Raw genomic sequence first — 25042 nt, 5'->3', positions numbered from 1 at the left:
CGGGGTGCCTCGGTCGAAGAGCAGACGGTCTTCGGCGAGGAACTGGCGTACGAGCGTCAAACCCTGATCAGCAAGGGCGCCGCGGACATGCTGGGTACCGCGATCCTGCGGCACGGCACCCCCGAACAGCAGGCGCGCTTCCTGCCGCTGATCGCTTCTGGGGACTTCCCGTTCTACCTCGGCTACTCCGAGCCCGAGGTCGGCTCGGATCTGGCGAGCCTGCACACCAAGGCCGTCCGGGATGGCGACGAGTGGATCGTCAACGGGCGCAAGTCCTGGGGTACCGGCGCGCACACCGCGCAGTGGGTGTGGCTGGCCACCCGTACCGACCCCGAGGCCAGGCCGCCGCACGCCGGGATCACCCTGTTCCTGACCCGCGTTGACCGTCCCGGGTTCGAGGTTCAGCAGCACACCGCCCTCTCCGGGGAGGTTTCCTGCTCCACGTTCTTCGACGACTACCGGGTCCCGGACGCCGACCGCATCGGCGAGGTCAACGGCGGCTGGAAGGTCATCACCGAGGCGCTCGCCCAGGAGCGGGTCCTGATGGCCAACAACGCAGCCTCGGTGATGCGCCTACTCGACGACCTGCTCGCTGAGGTGCGCAAGGACCCGGAGGGCACCGTCGGCCCGGCCGGATCGGCCAAGCGGGCGCAGATCAGCGAACTGGCCTCCCGCCTGCAGGCCACCCGCGTGCTGGTCAACGCCGGCGTGCGGGCCACGGCCCGGGCCGGCGGCGGCGCCCGTCTGGAGGCGCCGATGGCGAAGATCCTCGCCAGCCAGCTGCTCGAGGACTTCTGCGAGGCCGCGCTGCGCATCTTCGGCCCCGCCGCGGCCCTCGGAGAGAACGTGCCCGACGTGCCCGGCCGCGGTGCCTTCGAGTACAACCTGCGCTACTCGATCATGCACGTCGTGGGCGGCGGCAGCATCGACATCCAGCGCAACCTGGTGGCCCGGGCACTCGGCCTGCCACGCTGACCACCGCACCACGCCCGGCCGGGGGCGACGGACCCGGGCCGGGTGGCGTCGAGCTGACTTTCCGTTTCTGTCATGAGAACGATGAACATCGTCGTACTGGTGAACCAGGTACCCGACTCCGGTGCCGAGCGCACCCGGCGCCGACTACTCGGTGAATAGAGCTTCGGAGAGCAACGTCGTCAACGACCGACGGTGACATCACCCACCACGACTCCTGCTACCTGGGCTGGCACAACCGTGTCGTCGACGCCCCGCGCGAGATGCTCAGCAAGGCCGGCAACGAGGAGGCTCTCGCCACCGGGGACAGAATCCGGCGGTCTACTTGAGGCGCACGTCGGCGGACACCGGCCGTACCCGCAGTCTCGTGGTGCTACCTGATACTGAACGGCTTCGTCAAAGTATGCCGCTCCCCTATTGGTGAACGATTACCGTCAGGATACAGTCGGAAATGAAACGATCAACGTTCAGTAACTGGGCCTGGAGTGAGATATGAGCACAAGGGAAGACCTCGACCCGCGTACGCCGATCGTGGTGGGCGTAGGCCAGGCCTCGGAAATCCTGGACAGCCCCGGCTACCGGCGCCGATCTCCCGCGGATCTGGCCGGTGACGCCGCCCGCGACGCGATCGAGGACACGGGTGCGAGATTGGCCACCGTCGCGGCGGCCATCGACACCGTCGCCGCCACCCGGCAGTTCGAGACCTCGATTCCCGGCGCCCGTGCCTTGCTGGGCCGGTCGGACAACTTCCCCCGTTCGGTCGCGACTCGCGTCGGCACAGACCCGAAGCGGGCCGTCCTCGAGATCGGCGGCGGGCAGAGCCCGCAGCACCTGGTGAACGAGTTCGCCGCCACCATCGCCGCAGGTGCTGCGGAGGTCGTGCTGATCGCCGGCTCGGAGGCCATCTCCACCATCGAGAAGTTTGCCAAGGCCCAGGAGAAGCCGAGCTTCCAAGAGCACGTCGAGGGTGATCTCGAGGACCGTGGTTACGGGCTCAAGGGCTTGATGTCGATGCACCACGCCAACCACGGACTCACTGACGCTCCCAGCCAGTACGCGCTGTTCGACAACGCCCGCCGGGCCCGGCTCAAGCTTTCCCGGGAGGAGTACGCTACCGCGATCGGCGAGCTGTTCGCGCCGTTCACCAAGGTGGCGGCCGCCAATCCGCACTCGGCTGCGCCGGTCGCGCGCAGTGCCACGGATCTGATGACCCCGACCGAGTCGAACCGGATCATCGCTGAGCCGTACACCCGCTATGTCGTTGCTCGTGAAAAGGTCAATCAGGGCGCCGCAGTGATTCTGATGTCGGTGGGTGCCGCCCGGCGGCTCGGGGTGCCTGCCGAGAAATGGGTGTTCCTCCCCGGTCACGCCGATCTACGTGAGCGTGACCTGTTCGAGCGCGCGGACCTGTCGCAGAGCCCGGCGTCCGTGCTGGCCGCGAAACACGCCCTCGAGATCGCCGGCATCGGCTTCGACGAGCTCCGTTACATTGACCTCTACAGCTGCTTCGCCGCTCCGGTGTTCAACATCGCCGACGCGTTCGGACTGGCACCGGACGACCCACGTGGGCTGACGGTCACCGGCGGCCTGCCGTTCTTCGGCGGTGCCGGCAACAACTACTCGATGCACGCGATCGCCGAGATCGTCCAGCGGGTGCGGCAGGAGCCGGGCACCTACGGGTTCGTCGGCGCCAACGGCGGCATGATGAGCAAGTATTCCGTCGGCATCTACACCACCACGCCGTCACCGTGGCAGGCCGACGACAGTGCCGCGTTGCAGGCCGAGGTGAACTCGTGGCCGGCGCCCGCCGAGGCCCGGCAGGCCGACGGCTGGGCGACGATCGAGACCTACACGGTCAAGTACAGCCGTGACGGCAAGCGCACTGGCGTGGTGATCGGCCGGCTGGAGGCCGACGATCGCCGCTTCATCGCGCTCACCGAGGACATCTCGGTGCTGGAAGCTTCCGAGCCCATCGGCCAACGGGTCTACGCGCGGTCGTCGGGTAGGGGGAACCGGGTGGCGGCGAGCGAGGCGGCCTTCCCGCCGCCGGGCCCGGCGGTGCTCAAGGAGCGTTACGAGCACATTCTGGTACGGCGTGACGGGCACCTTCTCGAGGTCACCATCAACCGCCCGGATGCTCGCAACAGCCTGCACCCGATGGCCAACGAGGAGCTCGATCACGCTTTCGACGCCTATTTCGCCGCCGATGATCTGTGGGTGGCGATCCTGACCGGTGCGGGGGAGAAGTCGTTCTGTGCGGGCAATGACCTGATCTACTCGGGCTCCGGCAAGCCGATGTGGGTGCCGAAGAACGGGTTCGCCGGCCTGACCAGCCGCCGGTCGATGCCGAAACCGGTGATCGCCGCGGTCAACGGGTTCGCCATGGGCGGCGGTTGCGAGATCGCCCTCGCCTGTCACCTGGTCGTGGCCGACGCCACCGCGCAGTTCGCGCTCAGCGAGGTCAAGGTCGGGCTGATCGCCGGTGCCGGTGGAGTGGTGCGGCTGCCGCGGATGGTGCCGCCGAAGCTGGCCAATGAGCTGATCCTCACCGGCCGCCGCCTCTCCGCCGCCGACGCCCTGTCGTACGGGCTGGTCAACCGGGTGACCGAGGCCGGTGCGGCCGTCGACGGAGCCAGGGCCCTGGCGGCGGAGATCCTGGAGGGCTCGCCGACCTCGGTGCGCATCTCTCTGCAGGTGATGGAGGAGACCCGCGGTATCGCCGATGTCGTGGATGCCGTAACCCACCCCAGCCCGGCGTTCGACGAGCTGATGGTCAGTGAGGACGCGATCGAAGGGCTGATCGCGTTCGCGCAGAAGCGCAAGCCGCAGTGGCGTAACCGCTGACGACGCCTCGACGCCAAGAAGACCGTCATGGCCCCGGGAGTGATCGTCGTCGGCCTGGGCCGCCGGCAGGGTTCCCGGCTGGCCGGGTCTACGTCCGCCCGTACACCAACTCCGTGGTGTCGGTCTCCGACGCCTAATGTACGGCCGCGGCCACCGTGGTACAGGCGCAGAACGAGGTCGAGGACTCGTGCCGCGACACGCTGCTGCGGGAACGGCCGCGGCTGGGCGTCGACATCGAGATAGTCGTCCGCCACGGCGAACCGTTCACCGAGTTGTGCCAGGTCGCCACGGAGATGTGGGCAGACCTCGTGGTGGTCGGCCGCTCCGAGAACACGCTGCACCGGTTCGCCGGGTCGGTCGCGCATCGGCTCGTGCGGTGTGGCCGCTGGCCGGTCACCGTCGTCCCCTGAGACCCCCGCTCCGGCGTGCCGTTTGTGAGCCGACACGCTCTGGCACGCCGGAAAGGGCCCATCGCCGTGCGTCGTTTCCGTCACCATCGTCGCTGCCGGGAATGGCGTACGGTCTTCTTCGAGCCGGGTCAGCGGGCATTTGTGGCAGAGGCCGTGGTCGACCAGCCGCGCCAGGGAAGTCACGCCAACGGCACCCTGTACGTGCTCGTCGACGAGGCGCAGCTGGCCGCTGGCTGCACCGGCTGGCAGCCGTTGGCGCCGGCCTACGCCCGCGGTGTCCTCGCCAAATACATGAAATCGCCCGCCACGTCGTCCGGCTCACCGTGCGGTGCCGCGGCCATGGTGGCGGCGGCGAGCGCCCACCCGTCCCGATGGGCGATCTCGGCCGGCAACTTCCGCGCGGTCTGCACCGGCGCCTCCGAACTGGCCGGCCACCTCGCCGGACCCATCGACCGATGGGTCACCGACCACCCCGACGAGAGCGCCGACAACCTTACGGTGATGCGCACCGCCGCCACCGATCTGAAGGAGACCAGCCGAACGCTGGTCTTCGTGGCCCGCCAGTTCGGCGGCATCCGCGCCGGCCGCGACGGTACCGGCGACTGACCATGGACCGATCCGCCGCGACCACCCGCACCGTAGCTGGCATCTGATCGACGAGGCGAGGAAGGAACTGGCGGTTCGCACGCTCCCCTGAGCCGTCGAGGGCTGGCTGATCCCGACCCCCGACGGATGGATCAGGCGGGGTTGCGGCCGATGAAGAACTCGCGGAACGGGTCCATGCTCGGGTTGAGTCCGGCGTCGATCAGGCCCTTGCGCAGGGCGTTCATCTGGGCGTCGTGGATGCGCTGGGTCGGCTGGCGCAGGGGCCCGCCGTTGTATCCCTGGAGCCAGCCCTGGAACTTCCAGGCTTGCCGGTTGATGAAGGCGCCACCGTTGAGGGTGGCCGCCAGCCCGCCCTTGATCTTGCGGGCCGGGTGCATCTGCCAATAGATCTCGGTGGCCTCGTCGTACTTGCCGTCGCGCAGCAGCTTCATGACCCGGGGGATGGTCGGGCCGTAGTACTCGTGGTCGCTGGTCGCCGACAGCTGCAGCGGCATGACCTGCGACAGCGGGATCAGCTCGCCCTCGATCGGCATGGAGATGACCACCTCGTCGCCGAAGAGGCGGTGGCACTCGATGACGCTCATGATGCTGGGGAAGCCGCCCTCGGCCTTGATCACCGCGATGTTCGGGCAGTCGTCGATGAGGCGGCGGATCAGCCGGGTGGGGATGTCGGCGGGGTGCACCCGGGGGCTGAAGCCCCACAGGAACATCGGGAACAGGATGATCGCCAGGTTGGTGGAGTCGGCGACGGCCTTGGTGTACTGGTAGATCTCCTCTTCGGACTCCGGGTAGAAGTTCGGCGGGTAGGAGAGCAGCACCAGCTCGGCGCCGGCCGCCTCGGCGCCTTGGACCGCGGCGATGTTCTGCTCGAGGGTGCTCCAGCTGCCGTGGTGCACCAGGACGAGCTGGTCACCGGCCTCGTCGCGGATGATCCGCAGGAAGTCCAGGTACTCCGGCAGGGTGATGTTGACCTCGGAGACACCGAGGGTGCCGAGGAAGCCGTGCTCGATGGCGAGCCGGGTGTCGTGCCGGATCGCCTTCTCGTTGATCGCGGTCAGGTCGCCGGTGAACGACGGGATGGTGCAGTTGATTGCCCCGACGAGCCTCTCGCGCGCCCACGCGCGGGCCTCGGTGCGGGTGTAGTCAGCCATCAGTTCGCGCCTTCCCATGCCAGGTACTTGGTTTCCAGGTATTCGTCGATGCCGTAGACGGAGCCCTCCCGGCCCAGCCCGGACTGCTTGATCCCGCCGAACGGGGCGATCTCGTTGCTGATCAGGCCGGTGTTGATGCCGACCATCCCGGCTTCGATCGCGGCCGCGACCCGCCAGGTGCGCGCGGCGTCGCGGGTGAACAGGTAGGCGGCCAGCCCGAACTCGGTGTCGTTGGCGAGCCGGATCGCCTCGGCCTCGTCGTCGAAGCGGATCAGCGGCAGCACCGGCCCGAAGATCTCCTCCCGGGTGACCTGCATGCCCTGGACGACCCCGGCCAGCACGGTCGGCTGGTAGAAACGCCCGTCGTGCGTGCCGCCGGTCAGCAGCGAGGCGCCCTGGGCGATGGCGTCGGCGATGTGCTCGGACACCTTGGCCACGGCGGCGTCGTCGATCAGCGGGCCGATCTGGACGTCCGGATCGAAGCCGTCGCCCACTTTCAGGGACGCGGATCGGGTGGCAAGCAGGGCGGCGAACCGGTCGTAGATGCCGGACTGCACGTAGACCCGGTTGGCGCCGATGCAGGACTGGCCGGTGTTGCGGTACTTGGCGGCGAGGACCCCGGCGACGGCCACCTCCAGGTCGGCGTCGTCGAAGACCAGGACGGGCGCGTTGCCGCCGAGTTCCATCGAGGTGTTCTTGACGGTCGCCGCGGACTGTTCGAGCAGCAGCCGCCCGATCTCGGTGGACCCGGTGAAGGTGACCTTGCGGATCAGCGGGTTGCCGGTCAGCTCGGCGCCGATCTCGCGGGCGCTGCCGGTGACCACGGTCAGCACTCCGGCGGGGATTCCGGCCTGCTCGGCCAGTTCGGCGAGGCGGACCGCGGTCAGCGGGGTCTGCGAGGCGGGCTTGACGACCATGGTGCAGCCGGCGGCGAGCGCGGGCGCGGCCTTGCGGGTGATCATGGCGGCCGGGAAGTTCCACGGCGTGATCGCGGCACACACCCCGACGGGCTCCTTGAGCACCACGATCCGCCGGGTCGGCTCCGGTGAGCCGAAAACGTCCCCACGGATCCGCTTGGCCTCCTCGGCGAACCATTCGACAAACGATGCGGCGTACGCCACCTCACCGCGCGCCTCGGCCAAGGGCTTGCCCTGTTCCCGGGTGATGATCGCGGCCAGTTCGTCAGCATGCTCGGTGATCAGGTCGTACCACCGGCGCAAGGTTCTGCTTCGTTCTTTGCCGGACAGCGCTCGCCACGCCGGCAGCGCCCGGTCGGCGGCGGCGATCACCGCAGCGACCTCGGTGCGGCTGAACTCCTTCACCTCGCCGACGGGCTCACCGGTCGAGGGGTTGATCACCTGCATGGGGGTGTCCTCACTTCTGCACGGGGTGGATGACGTCGGGCAGCCGGGTGCCGTTCTCGCCGGCGCGCTGCAGGCACATGACCGCGACGGCCAGGTCCTGCACGGCGGAGCCCACTGACTTGTAGAGCAGGATCTGATCGGCATCGGTCCGGCCGACGGAATCGGAGAGCGGCACAGTCTTGGCCGTCACGTCGATGCCGTCGGCGCGGGCGGCGAGCACGTCTCCGGTGTCGTGCAGCACCTCCTCGACCATGTCGGCGACGATCAGGTCAGCGCGGGCGAGAGTCTCGGTGTCGACCTCCCGCTGCTCAGGGAGGGTGGAGCCGATCGACACCACGGTCATGCCGGGCCGCAGCCACTCACCCCGGAAGGTCGGCGTCTCGTCACGGGAGCGGGCTGCGCAGATCACCACGTTCGCGCGGTCCACAGCGGCCTCGGCGGTGTCGTGGGCTTCGGCGGTCAGCTCCCGGGCGAAGGCCTCCCGGCTGGCCGGAGTCGGGCTGTAGACGTGGACCGACTCCAGCGAGCGGATCGCGGCGAGCGCCTGGAGGTGGTTGCGGGCCTCGAAGCCGGAGCCGATGGCCGCGACCCGCAGCGGGCCGGGGACGGCGAGCAGGTCGGCGGCGAGCGCCGAGGTCGCCGCGGTGCGGAACCCGGTGATCGAGTGGCCGTCGAGCAGGGCGACGAGCTCGGTGGTCGCCTCGTCGAAGAGGGGGATGAGGTACGACGCCCGGCGTGACCGCATGTTCGCCGCGATCAGCTTGGCGCCCATGTAGCCCGATCCGGCCGGCACGCCGCTGAGGGTTCGTAGCCAGCTGCCGTCGCCGCGGGCCATGCCACGTGCCGGGAAGCGGGAGCCGGTGTTGTCGGCGGCGTAGGCGGTGCGCAGGGCGGTGACCGCGGCCGACCAGTCGAAGGCGGCCCGGACCTCGGCGTCGGTCAGGAGAAGCGTCATGAGCGGGACATTAAACATTGGATATTCTGCCCACCAGATCTGCTGCCATTGGCTGTCGTTATCGCTGACATAACGACGCTGTATTTCCGCGATGTTTCAGACCCCTGCTTAGCTCCCGGTGTGCCAGTGATGGCGCTCACAACACCGTCAGATCGGGAGCCACCCATGCCCGTAGCCCCCCGGCGCGTCGCCATGACATTCGCCGCCACCATCGCCCTGTTCCTCGGAGCCTGCGGCTCGAACAACGCGGCCGAGAGCACCGGAGAGGCAGCCGGCGCCACCTCGGCCGAGGCCACCGAAGCCCTGGAGACCGCCTACACCGGGGTCACCGGAAGCCCGCCGACCACGAGCACCAAGGCCAAGGACGGCGTCTCGCTCTGGGTCGTCTCCTGTGGTGAGCAGGTGCCCAGCTGTTCCACCCCGGTCGCCGGGGTGCAGGAGGCCGCGAAGCTGATCGGCTGGGACGTCAAGGTCTGCGACGGCCAGCTCAACCCGAACGGCTGGGGCACCTGCATCCGCCAGGCCGCGAGCGGCGGCGCCGACGTGGTGATCCCGGTCGGCATCGACTGCGCCGCCGTCCAGGCGCCGCTGCAGGAGGCCAAGGCCGCCGGCGTGAAGCTGGTCGGCGGCGGCGGATCCGACTGTGACGCCACCGGCGGCGAGAAACTTCTCGACAGTGAGCGGCTCCAGCTGGAGAACACCAGCATCAAGGACTACTGGAAGCTCAACGGCAAGCTGCAGGCCGACTGGATCATCGGCAAGACCGACGGCAAGGCCAAGGTGGTGCTGCTGAACTTCACCGACCCGGTCTGGGGGCCGTGGATCACCGAGGGCTTCAAGGAGGAGCTCGCCACCTGCACCGGCTGCGAGATCGTCCAGACCCTCGACATCGCCAACGCCGACACCACCAACAACACCGCGGCCACCAAGTTCTCCACCGCGCTGCTGCAGGCGCCGACCGCCAACGCGGTCAGCATCCCGATCGGCGGCTGGATGTCGCTCGGCCTCTCCCAGGCGATCGTCTCCTCCGGCCGGTCCGCGCAGCTCAACGTGGTCACCGGCTTCGGCAACGAGGTCAACATGGACCTGATCCGCGACGACAAGGGCCAGGACGCGGTCCTCGGCTACGCCACCGAGTGGGGCTCCTACGGCTCGGTCGACACCGCGATCCGGGTGGTCAACGGCGAGCAGCCGCTGGTCCAGGGTGACGGCTTCCAGATCGTCGACGCCGACCACAACCTGCCGGCCACCGCCGGCGAGGACTACGCCGGGTCGGTGGACTACAAGACGGTTTACAAGAAGGCCTGGGGCGTCAGCTGATGACGGTCCGCCTGGAGAACCTCAGCAAGACCTTCGGGGCCACCCGGGCACTCGACGGTGCCGGGCTGGAACTGCGGCCCGGCACCGTGCACGCCCTGCTCGGCGGCAACGGTTCCGGCAAGTCCACCGCCATCAAGATCCTCGCCGGGGCGTACCAGGCCGACGGCGGCACCATCCACATCGGCGCGCAGAGCTGGCCGGCCGCCGGCTACGACGCCAAGGCCGGATGGTCGGCCGGGCTGCGGTTCGTCCACCAGGACCTCGGGCTCTTCGACGAGCTCAGCATCGCGGAGAACTTCGCCCTCGACCACGGCTGGCCGCGAGGTCGCGGCGGGCGGATCAAGTGGGGCGAGTTGCGGCAGCGGGTCGCTCAACTGCTTGCGGTGTACGGCATCAGCGCCGACCCCTCCACCGTGGTCGGTCGGCTGCGCCCCGCCCAGCGCACGATGCTCGCCATCGCCCGGGCCGTGCAGGACCACGACGGCGCCGACCGGGTGCTCATCCTCGACGAGCCGACCGCGGCCCTGCCCCAGCACGAGTCGGAGATTCTGCTGCAGGCCGTGCGCCGCCGCGCCGACCAGGGCCAGACCGTCCTCATCGTCAGCCACCGCATGCAGGAGGTGCTGTCGATCTGCGACGACTTCACCGTCTTCCGCGACGGCCGCACCGTGGCCAATCTGGTCGCCGCGGAACCCACCGAGGACGAGCTGATCAGCCACATGACCGGGGCGCCGGTGACCGTCCACGAACCGGCGCCGGCTCGCGCGGGTGACACCGAGCCAATCCTGGAGGTCCAAGGGCTGACCGGCGGCCCGCTCGACGGGGTCGACCTGACCGTGCGGGCCGGGGAGATCGTCGGCGTGGCCGGGCTGGTCGGCTCCGGGCGTACCTCATTGTTGAAAACCGTCTTCGGGGAACACGCGCCGGCGACCGGAACCATCGCCCTGTCCGGCGTCCCCGCCGCGGCCGGCATCCCCAACCGGATGGCGGCGGGTGTCGCCTACCTTCCGGAGGACCGGCTCGGCGAGGCCGCCCTCAACGACCTGACCGTGCGGGAGAACCTCTCCGCGGCCGTCCTGCCCCGGCTGTGGCGCCGCGGCCGGATGGCACCCGACACCGAGGCCGAGAACCTCGTCAGCACCTACCGGGTGCGTACCCCGTCGGCGGACGCCGCCTTCCTGTCGCTGTCCGGCGGCAACCAGCAGAAGGTGGTCCTGGCCCGCTGGCTGCGCCGGGACCCGCGCCTGCTGCTGCTCGACGAGCCCACCCAGGGCGTCGACATCATGTCCCGCCGCGACATCTACGCCGCCATCCGGCAGGCCTCCGCCCGCGGCTGCGCGGTCCTGGTCGTGTCCTCCGACTTCGTGGAACTGACCGAGCTCTGCGACCGGGTCACCGTGCTCCGGCGCGGCCGCATCGTCACCGACGTGTCCGGCGACGCCCTCACCGCCGACCACCTGACCGCCCTCACCCAGGGAGTACTGCGTTGAAGCCGAACGCGAAGGATGTGGCCGAGCGCAACGCGCTGCTCGCCCTGCTGGTCGCCGTGGTGGTGTTCTTCTCCGTCTACCCGGGCAGTGCCGAGACGTTCGCGACGTCCGCCAACTTCAGTGTGCTGCTGGGCAACCAGGCCACCGTCGCCCTGCTCTCCCTGGCCGTGATCCTGCCGCTGGTCAGCAACTACTTCGACTTCTCACTCGGTGCCAACGCCGTGACCGGCACGGTCCTCGCGGCCGGCCTGATGTCCCGCCACGATGCGCCGCTCTGGCTCGCCGTCACCGCGGCGATCGTGCTCGCCGGCGTCATCGGCTGGGTCAACGGGCTGCTGGTCACCCGGTTCCGGCTCAGCGCCTTCGTCACCACACTCGGTATGGCGACCCTGCTCGGCGGCGTCATCCAGTGGTACACCGGCGGGCAGACGATCTCCACCGGAGTCTCCGACGCGCTGATCTCGTTCGGCTCGCAGACATGGCTCGGCCTGCCCCGGGTGGTCTACGTCGTGCTCCTGGTCGCGGTCGTCCTCTGGTACGTGCTGGTGCACACCCCGTACGGCCGCACCCTCTACGCCATCGGTGCCAACCCGCGCTCGGCGAAACTGCTCGGCATCCCCGCCGACCGCAACGTGCACCTGTCGTTCGTGCTGGCCGGCCTGATCGCCGGCGTGGTCGGCGTGCTCCAGCTGGCCCGGTCCGGCTCGGCGACCGCCGACACCGGCACCAGCCTGCTCTTCCCGGCCCTGGCCGCCGCGTTCCTCGGCGCCACCGCGGTCCGGCCCGGCTTCTTCAACGTCGCCGGAACCCTGATCGGCGTGCTGCTGGTCAGCGTCAGCGTCAGCGGCCTCACCCTGGCCGGCGCCGACGCCTGGGTCAGCCCCGTCTTCAACGGCGCAGCGCTGCTGATCGCCGTCGGCCTCTCCACCTACCTGGGGCGTCACCGAGGAGTCCAAGCAAAATGACACGCAAGATCCTGATCGTCGGTGGCGGCGTCACCGGCAGCGTCCTCGCCCTGGCGCTCGCCCAGCGGAACTTCACCGTCGAACTCGTCGAACTGAGCCCGCGCTGGTTCGGTGTCGGCCACGGCATCACCGTCCAAGGCAACGCCCTGAAGGCGTTCCAGCAGGTCGGTGTCTGGGACGAGCTGTCGGCCAACGGGTTCGCGTTCGACCGGATCCGGCTCCGGCAGGCCGACGGGTCGCTCATCGCCGACCTGCCGACCCCGCACACCGGCGGGCCCGACCTGCCGCCCACCATGGGCTCTCTGCGGTCGACCATGCAGAAGACCCTTTGCGAGGCGGTGTACGCGGCCGGAGTCACCGTTCGCCTCGGGCTCACCGTCTCGACGTTGACCGAGGACGGTGAGGTCACGTTCAGTGACGGCACCTCGGGCAGGTATGACCTGGTCGTCGGCGCGGACGGTATCCACTCGCACATCCGCTCGCTGATCGGCATCGAGACCGGCCCCGAACCGGTCGGCATGGGCATCTGGCGGTTCATCGCCGACCGGCCCACGGAGATGGACTGCGCGGAGGTCTACTACGGGGGACCCCGGTACAAGGCGGGATACACGCCGATCTCGGACACCCAGTGTTACGCGTATCTGCTGGACGAGAACCTCGACGAGTCACTGATCGGGCCGCGGGCACCGATCGGGCTGTTCCGCGAGCGGGCCGCAGGCTACGGCGGGACCTGGGGACGGATCCGGGACAACATGCCCGACGACACCACCCTCGACTATCGGTGGATCGAGGCGGTGCAACTCGACGAGCCGTGGTACCGCGGCCGGACCATCGTCATCGGTGACGCCGCCCACGCCTGCCCGCCGCTGATCGCGCAGGGCGCGGCCATGTGCGCCGAAGATGCGGTGGTGCTGGCCGAGGAACTCGACGACGACCGTCCGCTCGACGAGCAGTTGGCGAGCTTCCTGGACCGGCGGCTGCCGCGGGTGCGCACCGTGCTGGAGAACTCACTGCAACTCGCCGAGTGGGAGACCCACCCCGGCACGCCGGGCGCCGACCCGGGGCGGGTCATGTCGGAGACGCTGAGCTTCCTCGAAGCACCTGCATGATCCGCACCTGCGATCCGGCGACCGGCGCGCCGCTGGCCGTCTATCTGGAACACACCTCCACGGAGCGGGCGGCCATGATCACGGCGGCCGCCCGCGCCCAGCGAGGCTGGCAGGAAATGGCGGTCGACGAACGGGGTGCCGCCCTGCACGCGGCCGCGGCGCTGCTCACCGCCCGCACCGACGACTACGCCGAGCTGATCACGCGGGAGATGGGCAAGCCGATCGCGTACGCTCGTGCCGAGGTCAGCGAGTGCGCGGCGATCCTCCGGCGGCACGCCGGTCAGCCGCCGTCCACGCCGATCGGGCCGGTTCTCGCCGTCACGTCCTGGATGAACCCGTTCCAGCAGGTGTTGTGCCTGTCCGCGCCGGAGTTGATGGCGGGGGCCGCCGTCCTGGTCCAGCCCGCGCCGAACGTGACCGGCTGTGCGCTCGCCCTGGAGCAGTTGCTCACCGACGCCGGTTGCCCGGCAGGCGTCTTCGCGGCGGTGCTGGCCTCCGAGAGCATTGCCGACGATCTCGCCGCCGACCCGCGGATCAGCCGGGTGGTCGGCGGTGACGCGGCCGCCGTGCCGGTGGGATCGTGTCCCGCCGACGATGTGCCGGACGCCGTGGCGGCTGCGCTCCGTGGTCTCGCTGTCCCGCATCTCGTCGTCACCGGGCCGGTGCCGGGCCGGGCGATCGTGGAGACCGTCGCCCGGCTGCGAGTGGGCGATCCCTTCGACCCCGAGACCGACATCGGCCCACTCGCGCTGCCGGATCTGGTGCACGACCTGGACCAGCAGGTCGCCGGCCTGATCGCGGCCGGCGCCAGGCTCGTCACCGGCGGCCGCCGCGTAGACCGGGCCGGCTGGTACTACGCCCCGACGGTCCTGGTGTTCCCGGACGGCGTCGCCCCGCCCGCAGAGCTGCCGCCCGGGCCGGTGGTGATCATCCGGCCGGGGCGTCCGGGGGAAGGCCGGGCGGCTCGGTGAGGCGCAGCTCGTCGACCACGTCCTCAACGATCGAGAGGAACCAGCGGTGGGCCGGATCGGTCTCCCGGCTCGGGTGCCACCACGCGGCCTCCAACAGCAACGGCGCCTCGAACGGCGGCGGGACCATCCGGACCCGGCCGCTGTCGGCGAACGGCCGGACGACGCGCTCGGGCACGAACGCCACCGCGTCGGTGCCGCGCACGGCGAACAGCAGAGGCAGATGGCCGTACACCCGCATGCTGATCCGCCGGTCCACCCCGGCCTGGCTGAGCACCCGGTCCACCGCCGTCTGATGGTTTCCCCGGAAGACCGTGACGGCATGCGGCATCCGCCGCAGTGCCTCCAGACCCAGAAGACCTTCCGTGAGGTACGGATTCTCGGGGTCGACGACGCACATGTAGCGGTCCCGGAACAACCGCAGATGCTCCCCGACGAACCCGTATCCGAACGGCCCGATCAGCAGGTCCTGGCGCAGCATCGCCCGCTCCGAGGCGGCCAGGTCCTCGGGCAGGTCGACGAAGGCCAGCCGGACCGACGGCGCCACCGCCTTCACCCGCCGGTGCAGCGGCTCGTGCAGCACCGCCATGGCATAGTCGCTCAACGTCACGGTGAAGAGTCGTTCGCTGGTGGCAGGGTCGAAGCCGTCGGTGACCCGCAGCGCGTCGCCGAAGAGCTGGACGGTCTGCTGCACGTCGGCCAGCATCGAGCGGGCGAACGGGGTCAGCTCGAACTCGCGGCCCACCCGTACCAGCAGCTCGTCGTCGAAGTGCCGGCGCAGCCGGGACAGCGCCGCGCTCATGCTCGGCTGTGCGATGCCGATCTTCGCACCGGCCTGGGTGACGCTGCCCTCCTCGAGTAGCGCCTTGAAGGCGATCAGCAGGTTGAGGTCGACGGCTCCTAGACTCACGCCTGTAGTGTGGCTCACATTCCAGGCCGCGAACATGGGTGCCACCTGGGAGGACGCATGGCAGGCGCTGGTGTGACCGGGGTCGACCTGAACCTGGTCGTTGCCCTGCAGGCGCTGCTGGAGGCACGCAACGTCACGCACGCCGCCGCAAAGGTCAACATGAGCCAGCCGGCGATGAGCGCCGCCCTGGCCCGGTTGCGCACCCACTTCGGCGACGAACTGCTGCACCGGGTCGGCCGCCGCTACGAGCTGACCGAGCTGGGGGAGGAGCTCATCCCGGCAGTGGCCCGCGCCTTGGACATGGCCGAGACCGTTTTCGGTCAGCGCACCGCCTTCAACCCGGGCGCCAGCAGCCGCCACTTCACCGTGGCGCTCTCCGACTACGCGATCACGGTGCTCGCCGAGCCGTTGCTGGCCGCACTCGCCGCCCGGGCGCCCGATGTGACGGTCGAGTTCGCCCCGATGCCGGCGCCCGGCAGCGACATGCTCAGCCACCTGATGCGCTGCGACGCGATGATCGGCCCGCTCGGCTTCGACCTGCCCGGCCAGCGCAGCGTGGTCTTCCGCGACCAGTACGTCTGCCTGGTCGGCCGCACCAACCCGTGGCTGCGCGACGGGGCGCTCACCCTGGACGACCTGGCCGCCATGCACCATGCCGCGTCCGGGCTGGGCGGCCCCGACAACTCCCAGGGCGACCGGGTGCTGGCCGACATCGGGATCGAGCGCAAGGTCGAGGTGACCGTGCACGGGCTGCTGCCGCTGCCGTTCGCGGTGGCCGGCACCGACCTGTGCGCCTTTGTGCCCCGCCGGTTGGCCCGAATGTGCGCCGGCGAGCTGGACCTGGTCGAGGCCGAGGTGCCGTTCGACCTGCCGGAGCTGGTCGAGGCGGTGCACTGGCACCCGGCCCGCGCCAAGGACCCGGCCATGCTCTGGTTGCGCGGCGTCTTCGCCGACATCGCCCGCGGCGGTGCTCCGCCCTCGGCCACAACCTGATCCCGGCGGCACGGGGCCCTGGCCCCGGAACGGTGGTCCGCTGTCAGTCGGCGGCCATGATGCCGCCGTCGATGGCGATGTCGGCACCGTTGATGTAGGACGCGGCGTCGGAGGCCAGGAACGCGGCGAGACCCGCGACGTCCTCGGGTTTTCCGAGCCGCCGCGACGGAATGTTACTGATCATGCCTTCGACGCCGGCGGGGCCGATGGCGTCGATCACCGGCTGGGTGGCGGGGGTGACGATCAGGCCGGGGCTGATCGAGACGGCCCGGATCCCGTGCGGCGCACCGGAGATCATCAGGTGCTTGGTGAAGGCGAGGACACCACCCTTGGCGGCACCGTGCGCGTGCTGGTGGACGAACTGGGCGCCGACGTGAGCCGCCACGCTGGCCACGTTGATCACCACACCACCACCGGCCGCGATCAGCAGCGGCCAGGCGGCCTTGGTGGACAGGTAGACGATGTCCAGCTCGTAGGTGAGCGAGTAGCGCCATTTCTCGTACGTCATCTCGTCCCACGGGCCGACCCGGGCGACCGAGGCGTTGTTGTAGAGGATGTCGACCTTGCCGTACTCCCCGGCGGCATCGGCCACCCAGCGGTCCACACCGTCCTCGGAGGTCAGGTCGACCGGCTGCACCGAGCGCATCCGGCCACCCTCCTTGGTGACCAGTTCGACAGTCTCCTCGGCGCCGTCGACGTTGAGGTCACAGCCGACCACGAGGGCGCCGCAGCGGGCGAACTCCAGGGCGGCGGCGCGGCCCATGCCACCTCCGGTGCCGCTGATCAGCGCGATCTTTCCGGAAAGGTCTGTCATCGGCTGCCCCTTGGTGGCGTCTGTGACACGGAACCCGTTCATTCTCGCCACCCGGATACATCTTCAGAAATCATGAAGAAACATGTTCGACATCCCGCCCTCTGATAGCCGGCGCGCTGTCAGGGCAGGCGGTCCGGGCCGGATCAGGCCGCGCTGATGGGCCAGGACCATCAGCCGGAGAGCAGGGACTCTCCGGCGGCGACGGTGCGGACCGCCGATGGCCCGGTGCGGCTGCCGGGCCATCGGCGGATCACGGGTGCCTCAGGAAGCGGCGGGTGCGGGGAAGCCACTGGGCATGGCGCCGCCGGGGAAGCCGCTGGGCATGGCGCCCGCGGGGAAGCTCGGCATCTGCCCGGCCGGGAAGCTCGGCATGGCGCCACCGGACGGGAAGCTCATGCCACCCTGCGAGGCGTCGCTGAGCTTGGTGCTGGTGTCGACGCCGAAGGCGAGTGAGAACGTGTAGCCACTCGCGACGTCGCCCTTCACGTCGGCCATCTGGGTCGGCTCGTCGAGGTCGGCGAAGACGATGTCCCCCTCCAGGGTGACCGCGGCGAAGTTGGTGACCGACGCCTCGTACCCCTTCTCCTTGTAGACCGTGTCGCAGACGGCCTTGGGGAAGGCGATCTGGGACACCGAGATGGCCTTGGTGCTGTCGGTGATGCTCGCCTGGTCGGGGTAGACCTCCAGGTGAATGTGGGTCCAGCGGCCCGTGTAGCAGGCCGGGAAGATGCTCTTGAACCTCAGTTTGCCCTCCGCGTCGGCGATCTGCACGCCGCGCAGGTAGTTCTCCTTGGTGACGCCCTCGGAGTAGAGCGAGTACAGGCCTGCCCGGTCGCACTGCCAGACGTAGACGGCGGCGCCGGCGAAGGGCTTGTTGTTGGCGATGTCGGTGACGACCAGCTCGAAGTCGAGCGGCACGCCCTCAGCGACGGTGGTGGAGTCGCCGAAGCTGGCGCGGATGTCGCTGCGGATGACACCGCTCTGTTCGAGCAGGTCCGGGCCGTTGGATCCGTCGGCGGGGTAGGGGCCGACGATCTCGTCGGGGATCTCACCGGTGGTGGCCGCGGCCGAGGTGGTTGAGGTCGCGGTGGTGCTGCCGCCCGATTCGGTGGTGCAGGCGGCGAGGCCGAGGGTGGCGGCGCCGATGCCGAAGGCACGCAGGAGCTGGCGCCGGCCGATCAGGGTACCGAGGTCGAACCGGAGGCCCTGGTCGTAGACGGCCTCGCCCGGCTTGGGGAGGCGGCGGCCCTGGTAGGTGGGTTCTGCCTGGTCAGACATGTTTCTCCTGTCACGGCGGGCGGTGATCGTCAACGGCTCCCAGTGTTTCCAGCGGACCGGTCCGGTGGCGTCGTCCCGCCGCGGACACTCCCGGCGGGGGGACCTACCATCAGCGTGGTATGCCGGATTCGGGTGATACCGCGGGCGTGGACGTGGCGTCGTAGCCGTAGATCCAGGCGTTGGCCGACAGCGGGTCGCGGCTGCCGAGGGCGGCGTCGCGGGCCTGCTGCTCGGGCCCGTCCGGGAGGTGGTCGACGTCGGCGCGGGCGTGATCATCGACGCGCCGGCCGTACTGCTCCAGGGTGCGGCCGGCGCATCCGCTCAGCCGGGCAGCACCATGGACCAGCCACCGTCGACGACCAGGTTCGCGCCGGTGATGTAGGCGGCCTCGTCGCCGGCGAGGAAGACCGCGGCCGGTATGACGTCGGCTGGGGTGCCGACCCGGCCCAGTGGGATCGCCCGGGCGATGGTGCGCATCGGGTGGTCCGGGGCGAGCAGGTCCTGGCGGGTGCCCTCAGTCTCGATCATGCCGGGGCTGATGCAGTTGGCGCGGATGCCGTGCGGGGCACCCTCGGCGGCCAGTTGCCGGGTCAGCGCGATGACCCCGCCCTTGGTGGCCGAGTGCGCGGTCCTCTGGTTGGTGACCGACCCGGTCAGCCCGGCGGTGGAGCCGACCGTGAGCACGCAGCCTCGGCTGGCCTTCAGATGCGGCCAGGCGGCGCGGACGGTGAGGAACACCGAGTCCAGCTCGGCGCGGACGGTGAAGGCCCAGTCGGCGTACGACTGCTGGTCCACCGGCCCGAACCGGACGGCCCCGGCGTTGGCATACACGATGTCGACGCGCCCGAAGGCGGTGACGGCGGCCTCCACCCAGGCAGTCACCGACGCCTCGTCGGTGACGTCCAGCGGCAGCGGGCTGATCATCGCGTGCCCGGCACCGGTGACCAGCCGGGCGGTCTCCGCGGAGCCCTCGGCGTTGATGTCCCCGCCGACGACTATTGCGCCCTCGGCGGCGAACCCTTGGGCGGCGGCCCGGCCCTGCCCCTGCGCGGTTCCGGAGATCAGCGCGACCTTCCCGGCCAGTCGTCCGCTGCTCACCGCAGCGGCGATTCGCTGGTCGGGGCGAGCAGGGCGCCGGTGACACCGACGATGCCGCTCATGTCGAAGCCGTCGAGGTCGCTGCACGGCCTGGTCGGCCCGCAGTGCCTCGGCGCGACGCAGGGTGTAGACGCGCAGCTGGTGTGCATGATGGGTCCTCTCGTCCGAACGTGGTGCCGTGGCCGCGGGGCGGAAGAACGACTCGAAACGCTCTCGGTCAGCGCGGTTCGCCCGCGGGTGGGAGCTCGTCGGCCGGGTGGACCAGGCCGCTCTGATAGGCCAGCACGACGAGCTGGGCGCGGTCGCGGATACGCAGTTTGGTCATGGTCCGGTTGACGTGGGTCTTCGCGGTCGCGGGGGACAGGTGCAGCCGGTCGGCGATCTCGTCGTTGGTCAGGCCGTGCGCGACCAGCACGAGGACCTCACGTTCGCGGTCGGTGATGCCGTCCATCGCCTCCGCACGGGGCAGCGGCCGCAGTTCGGGCTGGTTGAGGTACTGGCTGATCAGGCTGCGGGTGGCGGTGGCCGACAGCAGGGAGTCGCCGGCGGCGACGGTGCGCACGGCCCGGATCAGGTCGGCCGGCTCGACGTCCTTGCCGAGGAACCCGGCGGCGCCGTGACGTAGGGCCAGGACGATGTTGTCGTCGTTCTCGAACGTGGTGAGGATGAGGATGCGTACCTCTGCCAGGTCATCGCTGGCAGCGATCTGCCGGGTGGCCTCCAAGCCGTCCACGGCGGGCATCCGGATGTCCATCAGGACCACGTCGGCACGGGTGATGTGGGCCAGGTCGACGGCTTCGCGCCCATTGGTGGCCTCGCCGACGACCTCGATGCCGGGGGCGGCGTCCAGGATCATCTTGAAGCCGCCGCGGATCAGGGCCTGGTCGTCGGCGAGCAGTACGCGAATGGTCACGGCTTGCCTTTCGTCGGGACGGGCAGGACGGTGCGCAGCAGGAATCGGTTGCCGGGTTCGCGCTGTGCGAGGAAGGTGCCGCCCGCGGACAGAGCGCGTTCCCGCATGCCGACCAGGCCGTACCCGCCACCGGGCAGGGTGCTGCCGATGCTGTTGGTGACCTCGATGGCGAGTTCGGCCGGGCGGTAGGTGATGGTCAGACCGGCGGTGCCGGTGCCGTGCTTGTGGGCGTTGGTGAGGGCTTCCTGCAGGATCCGGTGGGCGGCGAGGTCGACCATGGCGGGCAGTTCCCGCACCTCGCCGATCAGCCGGTGCTCGACGTGCAGGCCGGCCGACGCGACGCTGTCGAGCAGGGCGGGCAGGCGGCCCAGGCCGGGGGCGGGCTCGGTGGTGGTGCGGTGGTTCTCCGACCGTAGGACGCCGACGATCGAGGCGAGTTCGCGCAGCACGGTGCCGGAGGCGGTGCGGATGTGATCGAGGGCGTCACCGATGGCGGGGTGTTCGTCCTGCAGCACGTAACGGGCGGCGCCGGCCTGGACGTTGATGACGGCGATGTGGTGCGTGACGACGTCGTGCAGCTCCCGGGCGATGCGGATGCGCTCGTCGACGACCCGGCTGCGGGCCTCCTGCTCGCGGGTCTGCTCGGCGTGGCGGGCTCGTTCCTCGATCTGGGCGACGTAGGCGCGGCGGCTGCCACTGGCGTCACCGACCGCGGCGGCCATGAAGATCATGGCGAGCAGCCCGACGTTCTGCGGTTCCCACCAGTCGGCGCTGGAGGTGAGCACGGCCGCCAGATAGAACGGGACGGCCGCGGCCGCGGTGATCCACCAGATACGGTGCCGCTCGGTACGGCTGGCGACGGTGTAGACGCAGACCATCAGGGCGAACGGCAGCGCCTGCGGCGGCCGCCCGCCGATCAGGGTGCCGAGCACGACGACGGCCGTGGTCGCGGCCAGCACGGGCATCGGCCAGAGGCGGCGGACGGTGAGCGCCACCCCGCCGACGACGGCGTAGATCACGTCGGCGCGAGGATCGCCGCCGCGCTTGAGGGCGGTCACCGCGGCGGGAACGGCGAGCATCAGCCCGAAGATCGTGTCGAGCAGCAGCGGGTGCCGTCCGGCCAGATCGCGGATCCGCTGCGGCACCGTCGTCAACATGGGCCCGAGGTTATGCCTCCTGGCCTGCGGCTCGCGTCATCTCCCGGTAGTACCGGCGGAGTGCCGGGTTACCGCGGTGGTGGTACCGCCGGCGGCCGACTGGAAGTCATGAAAGTCAATACCGTGGATGTGGTATGTGCCGATGTGTGCATGCCGTGGCCGCGGTAGGTGGTCGTGGTGATTTGTCCACGCGAGGTTGATGCCGCGGCCGCCCTCAAGCTGATCGACTCTCGTCTATGAATGACACGAACATGCACGACGAGGCGGACAACGCCGACGTCTCCCAGGTGCTGCTCAACCGGCGGCGCCTGCTCACCCTCGGTGGGGTGGCCACGGCCGCCGCGGGGCTGACGGCTCTGGGTGGCTGGGCCGGCACCGCGACCGCGGCCGGCAAACCGGTCTCCGCGGCCGAGGCGGCCGCCGCGTGCGCGCTCAGCAGCGAGTCGATCGAGGGCCCCTACTACCTCGACTACCTGCTGCTGCGCCGCAACGTCACCGAGGACCGGATCGGCGTGCCGCTCAACCTGAACCTGCGGGTCATCGACGCCGCGACCTGCCGGCCGATCCGCGGCGCCGGTATCGAGATCTGGTACTGCGACTCCCTCGGCGTGTACTCCGGGTACACCGACAACGGCTCCGGCGGCGGCACACCCCCGCCCGCGCCGGGCCCGACAGCCACGCCCAGCGGTGACCCGTCCGGCCCGCCGCCCGGTGGTGGCGGTGGCGGTGGCGGCCATCAGGAGCCCACCGACGACCTGACCTTCCTGCGCGGCCTGCAGATCACCGACCGCAACGGGTTCGCCTCGTTCCTCGGCATCGTCCCGGGCTGGTACGCCGGACGGGCCCTGCACATCCACACCAAGGTCCACACCGAGGGCACCGCCACCCCGACCGGTTACGTCGGCGGGCACACCTGCCACACCGGCCAGTTCTACTTCGAGGAGACCCTGGCCACCAAGCTCGAGCTGATCGAACCGTATGTGACCAACGAGACCGCCCGGGTCACCCTCGACAGCGATTTCCTGTACGACGGGACCGGCTCCACCGGCGGCCTGCTGTCCCTGCGCTACGACCCCCGGCGCGTCGAGCGGGGTGTGAAGGCCGACATCACCGTGAGCGTCGACCCGACCGCCACCAACGACGGCCAGAACGGCGGCTTCCCCGTTCCCAGCGCCTCGGCCTGAACGCGCGACGGCCGCGGCACCCCGCGGCCGTCGTACCACTCAATGCCGTTATGTCTTTTATCGAATCTCTTTGTTTCCGGGGTGTGTCGGAGCGCGCATAGCGTGACGCGCATCCGAGTCCCCCGGAGCGTGAGATGACATTCAGCCCGATCACCCACCTGCGGCACGTCGACCTGGCGGTGCCGGACTACCGCAAGCAGCTCGACTTCTACACCAGCACCTGGGGCCTGACGAAGGTCGCCGACGACGACGGGATCGCCTTCCTCGCCGCCGAGGGCTCACCCGAGCAGTACATCGTCCGGCTGCGCCGCGGCGACAAGCGCATGGACCTGGTCGCGTTCGGCGCGGCGAGCGCCGCCGACGTGGACGCCCTCGCCGAGCGGCTGATCGCGGCCGGCGTCACGATCGTGCGCGAGCCCGGCGACCTCGACACCCCCGGCGGCGGGTACGGCCTGCGCTTCTTCGACGTCGACGGCCGTGTCGTCGAGGTCTCCAGCGACGTCGCCGTCCGGCAGCACCGTAGGGTCGAGGAACGCGAGTCCATCCCGGTCAAGCTGTCACACTGCGTCGTCAACTCGCCCGACCCGGACCGCATGCGCGCGTGGTACGCCGAGCACCTCGGCTTCCGGCTCACCGACACACTCTGGTCACCGCACATGGGCGACCTGATGTACTTCATGCGCTGCAACGACTGGCACCACTCGTTCGCCATCGCCCGTGGCCCGCACGCCTCCCTGCACCACGCGTCCTTCGAGATGCGCGGCGTCGAGGAGTACATGCGCGGCACCGGCCGGGTCAAACGGGCCGGCGCCAAGCTGACCTGGGGCCCGGGCCGGCACAGCGCCGGGGACAACACGTTCTCCTACTTCCACGACCCGCACGGCAACACCATCGAGTACACCACCGAACTCGAACGGATTCTCGACGAGGACGCCTGGCACCCGGGCATCCACGACATCACCGACCCGCTGACCGCGGACCAATGGGGTACGGCCGACCCGATGTCGGAGTCCGTCGCCAAGGAACAGTTCAACGACCCGGACGTGCTGTTCAGCCCGCCTCCGGTGTGAGCCCGGCCGGCCACTTTTGCGAAACTGACGGTCTTGCGAAGGGGGCGGGCGTGAGCGGGATCCACCGGCGGGTGGCCGACGAGGTCTATGCGCGGTTGCGGGAGCAGATCGTGACCGGACAGCGCGGGCCCGGCGACCGGCTCGACCCCACCGAGGTGGCCGCCGAGCTGGGAGTCAGCCGCACACCCGTCCGCGAGGCCGTGCTCCGGCTCGACGCGGACGGGCTCGTGCACCGGCAGCCGTACAAGGGCGTGGTCGTCGCCGGCATCAGCCTGGCCGGCGCCGCCGACGTCACCGCCCTGCGCCTGCACCTGGAGACCCTCGCGGTGCGCGCCGCGGTGCCGCGTCTCGCCGACACCGACCTGGTCAGCATGCGTGACCTGCACCAGCGTCTCGACACCGCGATACAGGGCGACGACGCGCAGGAGTCGTTCCGCACCCTCAACCGCGAGTTCCACCTGACGCTCTACCGGGCGGCCGGCTCGCCGTTGCTGCTGCGCCACATCGAGGACCTGGCGGCCCAGGCCGACCGGTTCCGGCTGCACTTCGACGTCCGCCACGGCCGGGCCGTCGGCGACCACGCCGACATCCTGTCCGCATGCGAGGTCCGCGACACCGAGGCGGTCGTGGCGGCGACCCGGCGGCACATCCTCGGGTCCTACCTGCTGATGTTGCCGGCCGGCCAGTCGATCCCGGCCGGTTCGCTGCTGGAGTCGATGGCCGCGGAAGCCTGAGCGACTACAGGTCTCCCGGCATCGGCCCGTGCATCCATAGCCGGGAGCGTGCCACTCGATAGTCGAATCGCTGGTCGCGCAGCGACACCCTCCCACCCTGCCAGCCCGTCAGGCATTGATGGCTACGGCGACGCCGAGGCCGAGCATGGTGACACCGGTTGCGGCGTGCATGAGGCGTTGCACGCCGGGTCTGCCAGCTCGGGCGCGGGCTTTGTCGATGATCCAGACGTAGAGGCAGAACCAGGTGCCGGACACCGCGGCCCAGATCGCGCCGAGGGCAATCGAGGAGGCGAGTACCGATCCGTGGGCGGTGACGAACTGCGGGATGAGCGATACGGCGACGACGCCGGCCTTGGGGTTGCCGAGGCTGGCGGCCACGCCGACGGCGTAGCTGCGCCGCCCGGCGTGACCGGTTGTGGGCTGGGCGTCCGGGGCGGCGGCCGGTTTGCGGATGGCCCAGAGCGATTGCAGACCCAGGATGCAGAGGACAGCCGCGCCGGCCAGGCGGAGCAGCAGGTAGGTGTCCGGGTTGGTGAGCAGGACCGCGGACAGGCCGACGGCGGCGGCGCTGGCCCAGATAAGGATGCCGGTGGAGGATCCGGCGACCGTGAGCAGGCCGGCGCGTCGGCCGGAGTGCAGGGTTTGGCGGGTGATCGCGGCGTTGTTCGCGCCGGGCAGCATGGCCAGCAGTGCGACGGTGGCGATGAAGGCCGCGAGGTGGGTGGGCACGGTGAGCC

24 protein-coding genes are annotated in these 25042 nt (G+C 70.2%); 13 read left to right on the top strand and 11 right to left on the bottom strand.

Features of this window, described 5'->3' with window-relative positions; all coding sequences use genetic code 11:
- The 4 genes from ACFO0C_RS01250 to ACFO0C_RS01235 form a co-directional block, all read left to right on the top strand.
- Nucleotides 1–975: acyl-CoA dehydrogenase family protein (locus ACFO0C_RS01250; protein ID WP_378064554.1), on the top strand; the 975-nt coding region annotated here is incomplete at its 5' end.
- Nucleotides 976–1464: 489 nt separating this feature from the next.
- Nucleotides 1465–3816: an acetyl-CoA acetyltransferase gene (locus tag ACFO0C_RS01245; RefSeq protein ID WP_378064552.1), complete on the top strand. Its 2352-nt coding sequence runs from the start codon at nt 1465–1467 to the stop codon at nt 3814–3816.
- A 155-nt stretch (nt 3817–3971) separates the two neighbouring features.
- Nucleotides 3972–4226 (top strand): universal stress protein, encoded by a 255-nt coding sequence (locus ACFO0C_RS01240; RefSeq protein ID WP_378064550.1) that lies wholly within the window; start codon nt 3972–3974, stop codon nt 4224–4226.
- 141 nt (nt 4227–4367) lie between these two features.
- A complete protein-coding gene (locus ACFO0C_RS01235) occupies nt 4368–4832 on the top strand; it encodes a hypothetical protein (RefSeq protein WP_378064548.1) in 465 nt (154 codons plus the stop codon).
- 131 nt (nt 4833–4963) lie between these two features.
- Here the strand turns inward: ACFO0C_RS01235 and ACFO0C_RS01230 are convergent, their stop codons facing one another.
- From ACFO0C_RS01230 to ACFO0C_RS01220, 3 genes are read right to left on the bottom strand one after another with little or no spacing between them, the layout of a single operon-like run.
- Complete coding sequence (locus ACFO0C_RS01230; protein WP_378064546.1) at nt 4964–5983, bottom strand: dihydrodipicolinate synthase family protein; 1020 nt, start codon at nt 5981–5983, stop codon at nt 4964–4966.
- Entirely contained in the window at nt 5983–7347 is a 1365-nt protein-coding gene (locus ACFO0C_RS01225) for an NAD-dependent succinate-semialdehyde dehydrogenase (RefSeq protein ID WP_378064544.1), read from the bottom strand. Before ACFO0C_RS01225 ends, ACFO0C_RS01230 begins: the two co-directional genes overlap by 1 nt.
- Nucleotides 7348–7357: 10 nt before the next feature.
- The gene (locus ACFO0C_RS01220) at nt 7358–8302 is read right to left on the bottom strand and encodes an ornithine cyclodeaminase family protein (protein ID WP_378064542.1); all 945 of its coding nucleotides are present in this window, start codon (nt 8300–8302) and stop codon (nt 7358–7360) included.
- Nucleotides 8303–8467: 165 nt separating this feature from the next.
- Here ACFO0C_RS01220 and ACFO0C_RS01215 point away from each other — a divergent pair, with 165 nt between their 5' ends.
- The 5 genes from ACFO0C_RS01215 to ACFO0C_RS01195 are packed head-to-tail and all read left to right on the top strand — an operon-like array spanning nt 8468 to nt 14157.
- Nucleotides 8468–9622 (top strand): sugar ABC transporter substrate-binding protein, encoded by a 1155-nt coding sequence (locus ACFO0C_RS01215; protein ID WP_378064540.1) that lies wholly within the window; start codon nt 8468–8470, stop codon nt 9620–9622.
- The gene (locus tag ACFO0C_RS01210; RefSeq protein WP_378064539.1) at nt 9622–11112 is read left to right on the top strand and encodes a sugar ABC transporter ATP-binding protein; all 1491 of its coding nucleotides are present in this window, start codon (nt 9622–9624) and stop codon (nt 11110–11112) included. Before ACFO0C_RS01215 ends, ACFO0C_RS01210 begins: the two co-directional genes overlap by 1 nt.
- On the top strand, nt 11109–12077 hold the full coding sequence (locus ACFO0C_RS01205; protein WP_378064537.1) for an ABC transporter permease: 969 nt from the start codon (nt 11109–11111) through the stop codon (nt 12075–12077). Before ACFO0C_RS01210 ends, ACFO0C_RS01205 begins: the two co-directional genes overlap by 4 nt.
- On the top strand, nt 12074–13186 hold the full coding sequence (locus ACFO0C_RS01200; protein ID WP_378064536.1) for an FAD-dependent monooxygenase: 1113 nt from the start codon (nt 12074–12076) through the stop codon (nt 13184–13186). Before ACFO0C_RS01205 ends, ACFO0C_RS01200 begins: the two co-directional genes overlap by 4 nt.
- Nucleotides 13183–14157, top strand: coding sequence for an aldehyde dehydrogenase family protein (locus ACFO0C_RS01195; protein ID WP_378064535.1), 975 nt, complete (start codon nt 13183–13185; stop codon nt 14155–14157). Before ACFO0C_RS01200 ends, ACFO0C_RS01195 begins: the two co-directional genes overlap by 4 nt.
- Here ACFO0C_RS01195 and ACFO0C_RS01190 read toward each other — a convergent pair.
- Complete coding sequence (locus ACFO0C_RS01190) at nt 14114–15064, bottom strand: LysR family transcriptional regulator (protein ID WP_378064534.1); 951 nt, start codon at nt 15062–15064, stop codon at nt 14114–14116. The two genes, ACFO0C_RS01195 and ACFO0C_RS01190, sit on opposite strands and share 44 nt — an antisense overlap.
- A gap of 57 nt (nt 15065–15121) precedes the next feature.
- Between ACFO0C_RS01190 and ACFO0C_RS01185 the strand changes: the two genes are divergently transcribed.
- Nucleotides 15122–16057, top strand: coding sequence for a LysR family transcriptional regulator (locus ACFO0C_RS01185; protein WP_378064533.1), 936 nt, complete (start codon nt 15122–15124; stop codon nt 16055–16057).
- Nucleotides 16058–16100: 43 nt separating this feature from the next.
- Here ACFO0C_RS01185 and ACFO0C_RS01180 read toward each other — a convergent pair whose 3' ends face one another.
- The 6 genes from ACFO0C_RS01180 to ACFO0C_RS01155 all read right to left on the bottom strand — a co-directional run bounded on the left by ACFO0C_RS01180 (nt 16101) and on the right by ACFO0C_RS01155 (nt 21317).
- Nucleotides 16101–16871, bottom strand: coding sequence for an SDR family NAD(P)-dependent oxidoreductase (locus tag ACFO0C_RS01180; RefSeq protein ID WP_378064532.1), 771 nt, complete (start codon nt 16869–16871; stop codon nt 16101–16103).
- 261 nt (nt 16872–17132) lie between these two features.
- On the bottom strand, nt 17133–18149 hold the full coding sequence (locus ACFO0C_RS01175) for an intradiol ring-cleavage dioxygenase (protein WP_378064531.1): 1017 nt from the start codon (nt 18147–18149) through the stop codon (nt 17133–17135).
- Nucleotides 18150–18470: 321 nt separating this feature from the next.
- On the bottom strand, nt 18471–19247 hold the full coding sequence (locus ACFO0C_RS01170) for an SDR family NAD(P)-dependent oxidoreductase (RefSeq protein ID WP_378064530.1): 777 nt from the start codon (nt 19245–19247) through the stop codon (nt 18471–18473).
- The gene (locus tag ACFO0C_RS01165) at nt 19244–19396 is read right to left on the bottom strand and encodes a hypothetical protein (protein WP_378064529.1); all 153 of its coding nucleotides are present in this window, start codon (nt 19394–19396) and stop codon (nt 19244–19246) included. The genes ACFO0C_RS01170 and ACFO0C_RS01165 overlap by 4 nt, the downstream gene beginning before the upstream one ends.
- Before the next feature lie 68 nt (nt 19397–19464).
- Nucleotides 19465–20160: a response regulator gene (locus tag ACFO0C_RS01160; protein ID WP_378064528.1), complete on the bottom strand. Its 696-nt coding sequence runs from the start codon at nt 20158–20160 to the stop codon at nt 19465–19467.
- Nucleotides 20157–21317, bottom strand: a complete 1161-nt coding sequence (locus tag ACFO0C_RS01155; RefSeq protein WP_378064527.1) for a sensor histidine kinase — start codon at nt 21315–21317, stop codon at nt 20157–20159. The genes ACFO0C_RS01160 and ACFO0C_RS01155 overlap by 4 nt, the downstream gene beginning before the upstream one ends.
- A gap of 236 nt (nt 21318–21553) precedes the next feature.
- On the opposite strand from ACFO0C_RS01155, the gene ACFO0C_RS01150 reads away from it, so the two are divergent.
- The 3 genes from ACFO0C_RS01150 (at nt 21554) to ACFO0C_RS01140 (ending at nt 24305) form a co-directional block, all read left to right on the top strand.
- The gene (locus tag ACFO0C_RS01150) at nt 21554–22501 is read left to right on the top strand and encodes an intradiol ring-cleavage dioxygenase (protein WP_378064526.1); all 948 of its coding nucleotides are present in this window, start codon (nt 21554–21556) and stop codon (nt 22499–22501) included.
- 134 nt (nt 22502–22635) lie between these two features.
- Nucleotides 22636–23571: a VOC family protein gene (locus ACFO0C_RS01145; RefSeq protein WP_378064525.1), complete on the top strand. Its 936-nt coding sequence runs from the start codon at nt 22636–22638 to the stop codon at nt 23569–23571.
- 50 nt (nt 23572–23621) lie between these two features.
- Entirely contained in the window at nt 23622–24305 is a 684-nt protein-coding gene (locus tag ACFO0C_RS01140; protein WP_378064524.1) for a GntR family transcriptional regulator, read from the top strand.
- 108 nt (nt 24306–24413) lie between these two features.
- Here ACFO0C_RS01140 and ACFO0C_RS01135 read toward each other — a convergent pair whose 3' ends face one another.
- Nucleotides 24414–25034, bottom strand: a complete 621-nt coding sequence (locus tag ACFO0C_RS01135; RefSeq protein ID WP_378064523.1) for a LysE family translocator — start codon at nt 25032–25034, stop codon at nt 24414–24416.
- Nucleotides 25035–25042: the final 8 nt, after the last annotated feature.

Source organism: Actinoplanes subglobosus (assembly GCF_042650585.1).
Taxonomy (GTDB): domain Bacteria; phylum Actinomycetota; class Actinomycetes; order Mycobacteriales; family Micromonosporaceae; genus Actinoplanes; species Actinoplanes subglobosus.
This window is presented reverse-complemented; position numbering and strand designations above follow the sequence as displayed.

Coding starts and splice junctions, on each gene's coding strand:
- ACFO0C_RS01245 (WP_378064552.1), top strand. CDS start 1,465: ATGAGCACAAGGGAAGACCTCGACCCGCGTACGCCGATCGTGGTGGGC.
- ACFO0C_RS01230 (WP_378064546.1), bottom strand. CDS start 5,983: ATGGCTGACTACACCCGCACCGAGGCCCGCGCGTGGGCGCGCGAGAGG.
- ACFO0C_RS01225 (WP_378064544.1), bottom strand. CDS start 7,347: ATGCAGGTGATCAACCCCTCGACCGGTGAGCCCGTCGGCGAGGTGAAG.
- ACFO0C_RS01220 (WP_378064542.1), bottom strand. CDS start 8,302: ATGACGCTTCTCCTGACCGACGCCGAGGTCCGGGCCGCCTTCGACTGG.
- ACFO0C_RS01215 (WP_378064540.1), top strand. CDS start 8,468: ATGCCCGTAGCCCCCCGGCGCGTCGCCATGACATTCGCCGCCACCATC.
- ACFO0C_RS01210 (WP_378064539.1), top strand. CDS start 9,622: ATGACGGTCCGCCTGGAGAACCTCAGCAAGACCTTCGGGGCCACCCGG.
- ACFO0C_RS01200 (WP_378064536.1), top strand. CDS start 12,074: ATGACACGCAAGATCCTGATCGTCGGTGGCGGCGTCACCGGCAGCGTC.
- ACFO0C_RS01195 (WP_378064535.1), top strand. CDS start 13,183: ATGATCCGCACCTGCGATCCGGCGACCGGCGCGCCGCTGGCCGTCTAT.
- ACFO0C_RS01185 (WP_378064533.1), top strand. CDS start 15,122: ATGGCAGGCGCTGGTGTGACCGGGGTCGACCTGAACCTGGTCGTTGCC.
- ACFO0C_RS01180 (WP_378064532.1), bottom strand. CDS start 16,871: ATGACAGACCTTTCCGGAAAGATCGCGCTGATCAGCGGCACCGGAGGT.
- ACFO0C_RS01175 (WP_378064531.1), bottom strand. CDS start 18,149: ATGTCTGACCAGGCAGAACCCACCTACCAGGGCCGCCGCCTCCCCAAG.
- ACFO0C_RS01165 (WP_378064529.1), bottom strand. CDS start 19,396: ATGCACACCAGCTGCGCGTCTACACCCTGCGTCGCGCCGAGGCACTGC.
- ACFO0C_RS01155 (WP_378064527.1), bottom strand. CDS start 21,317: ATGTTGACGACGGTGCCGCAGCGGATCCGCGATCTGGCCGGACGGCAC.
- ACFO0C_RS01150 (WP_378064526.1), top strand. CDS start 21,554: ATGAATGACACGAACATGCACGACGAGGCGGACAACGCCGACGTCTCC.
- ACFO0C_RS01145 (WP_378064525.1), top strand. CDS start 22,636: ATGACATTCAGCCCGATCACCCACCTGCGGCACGTCGACCTGGCGGTG.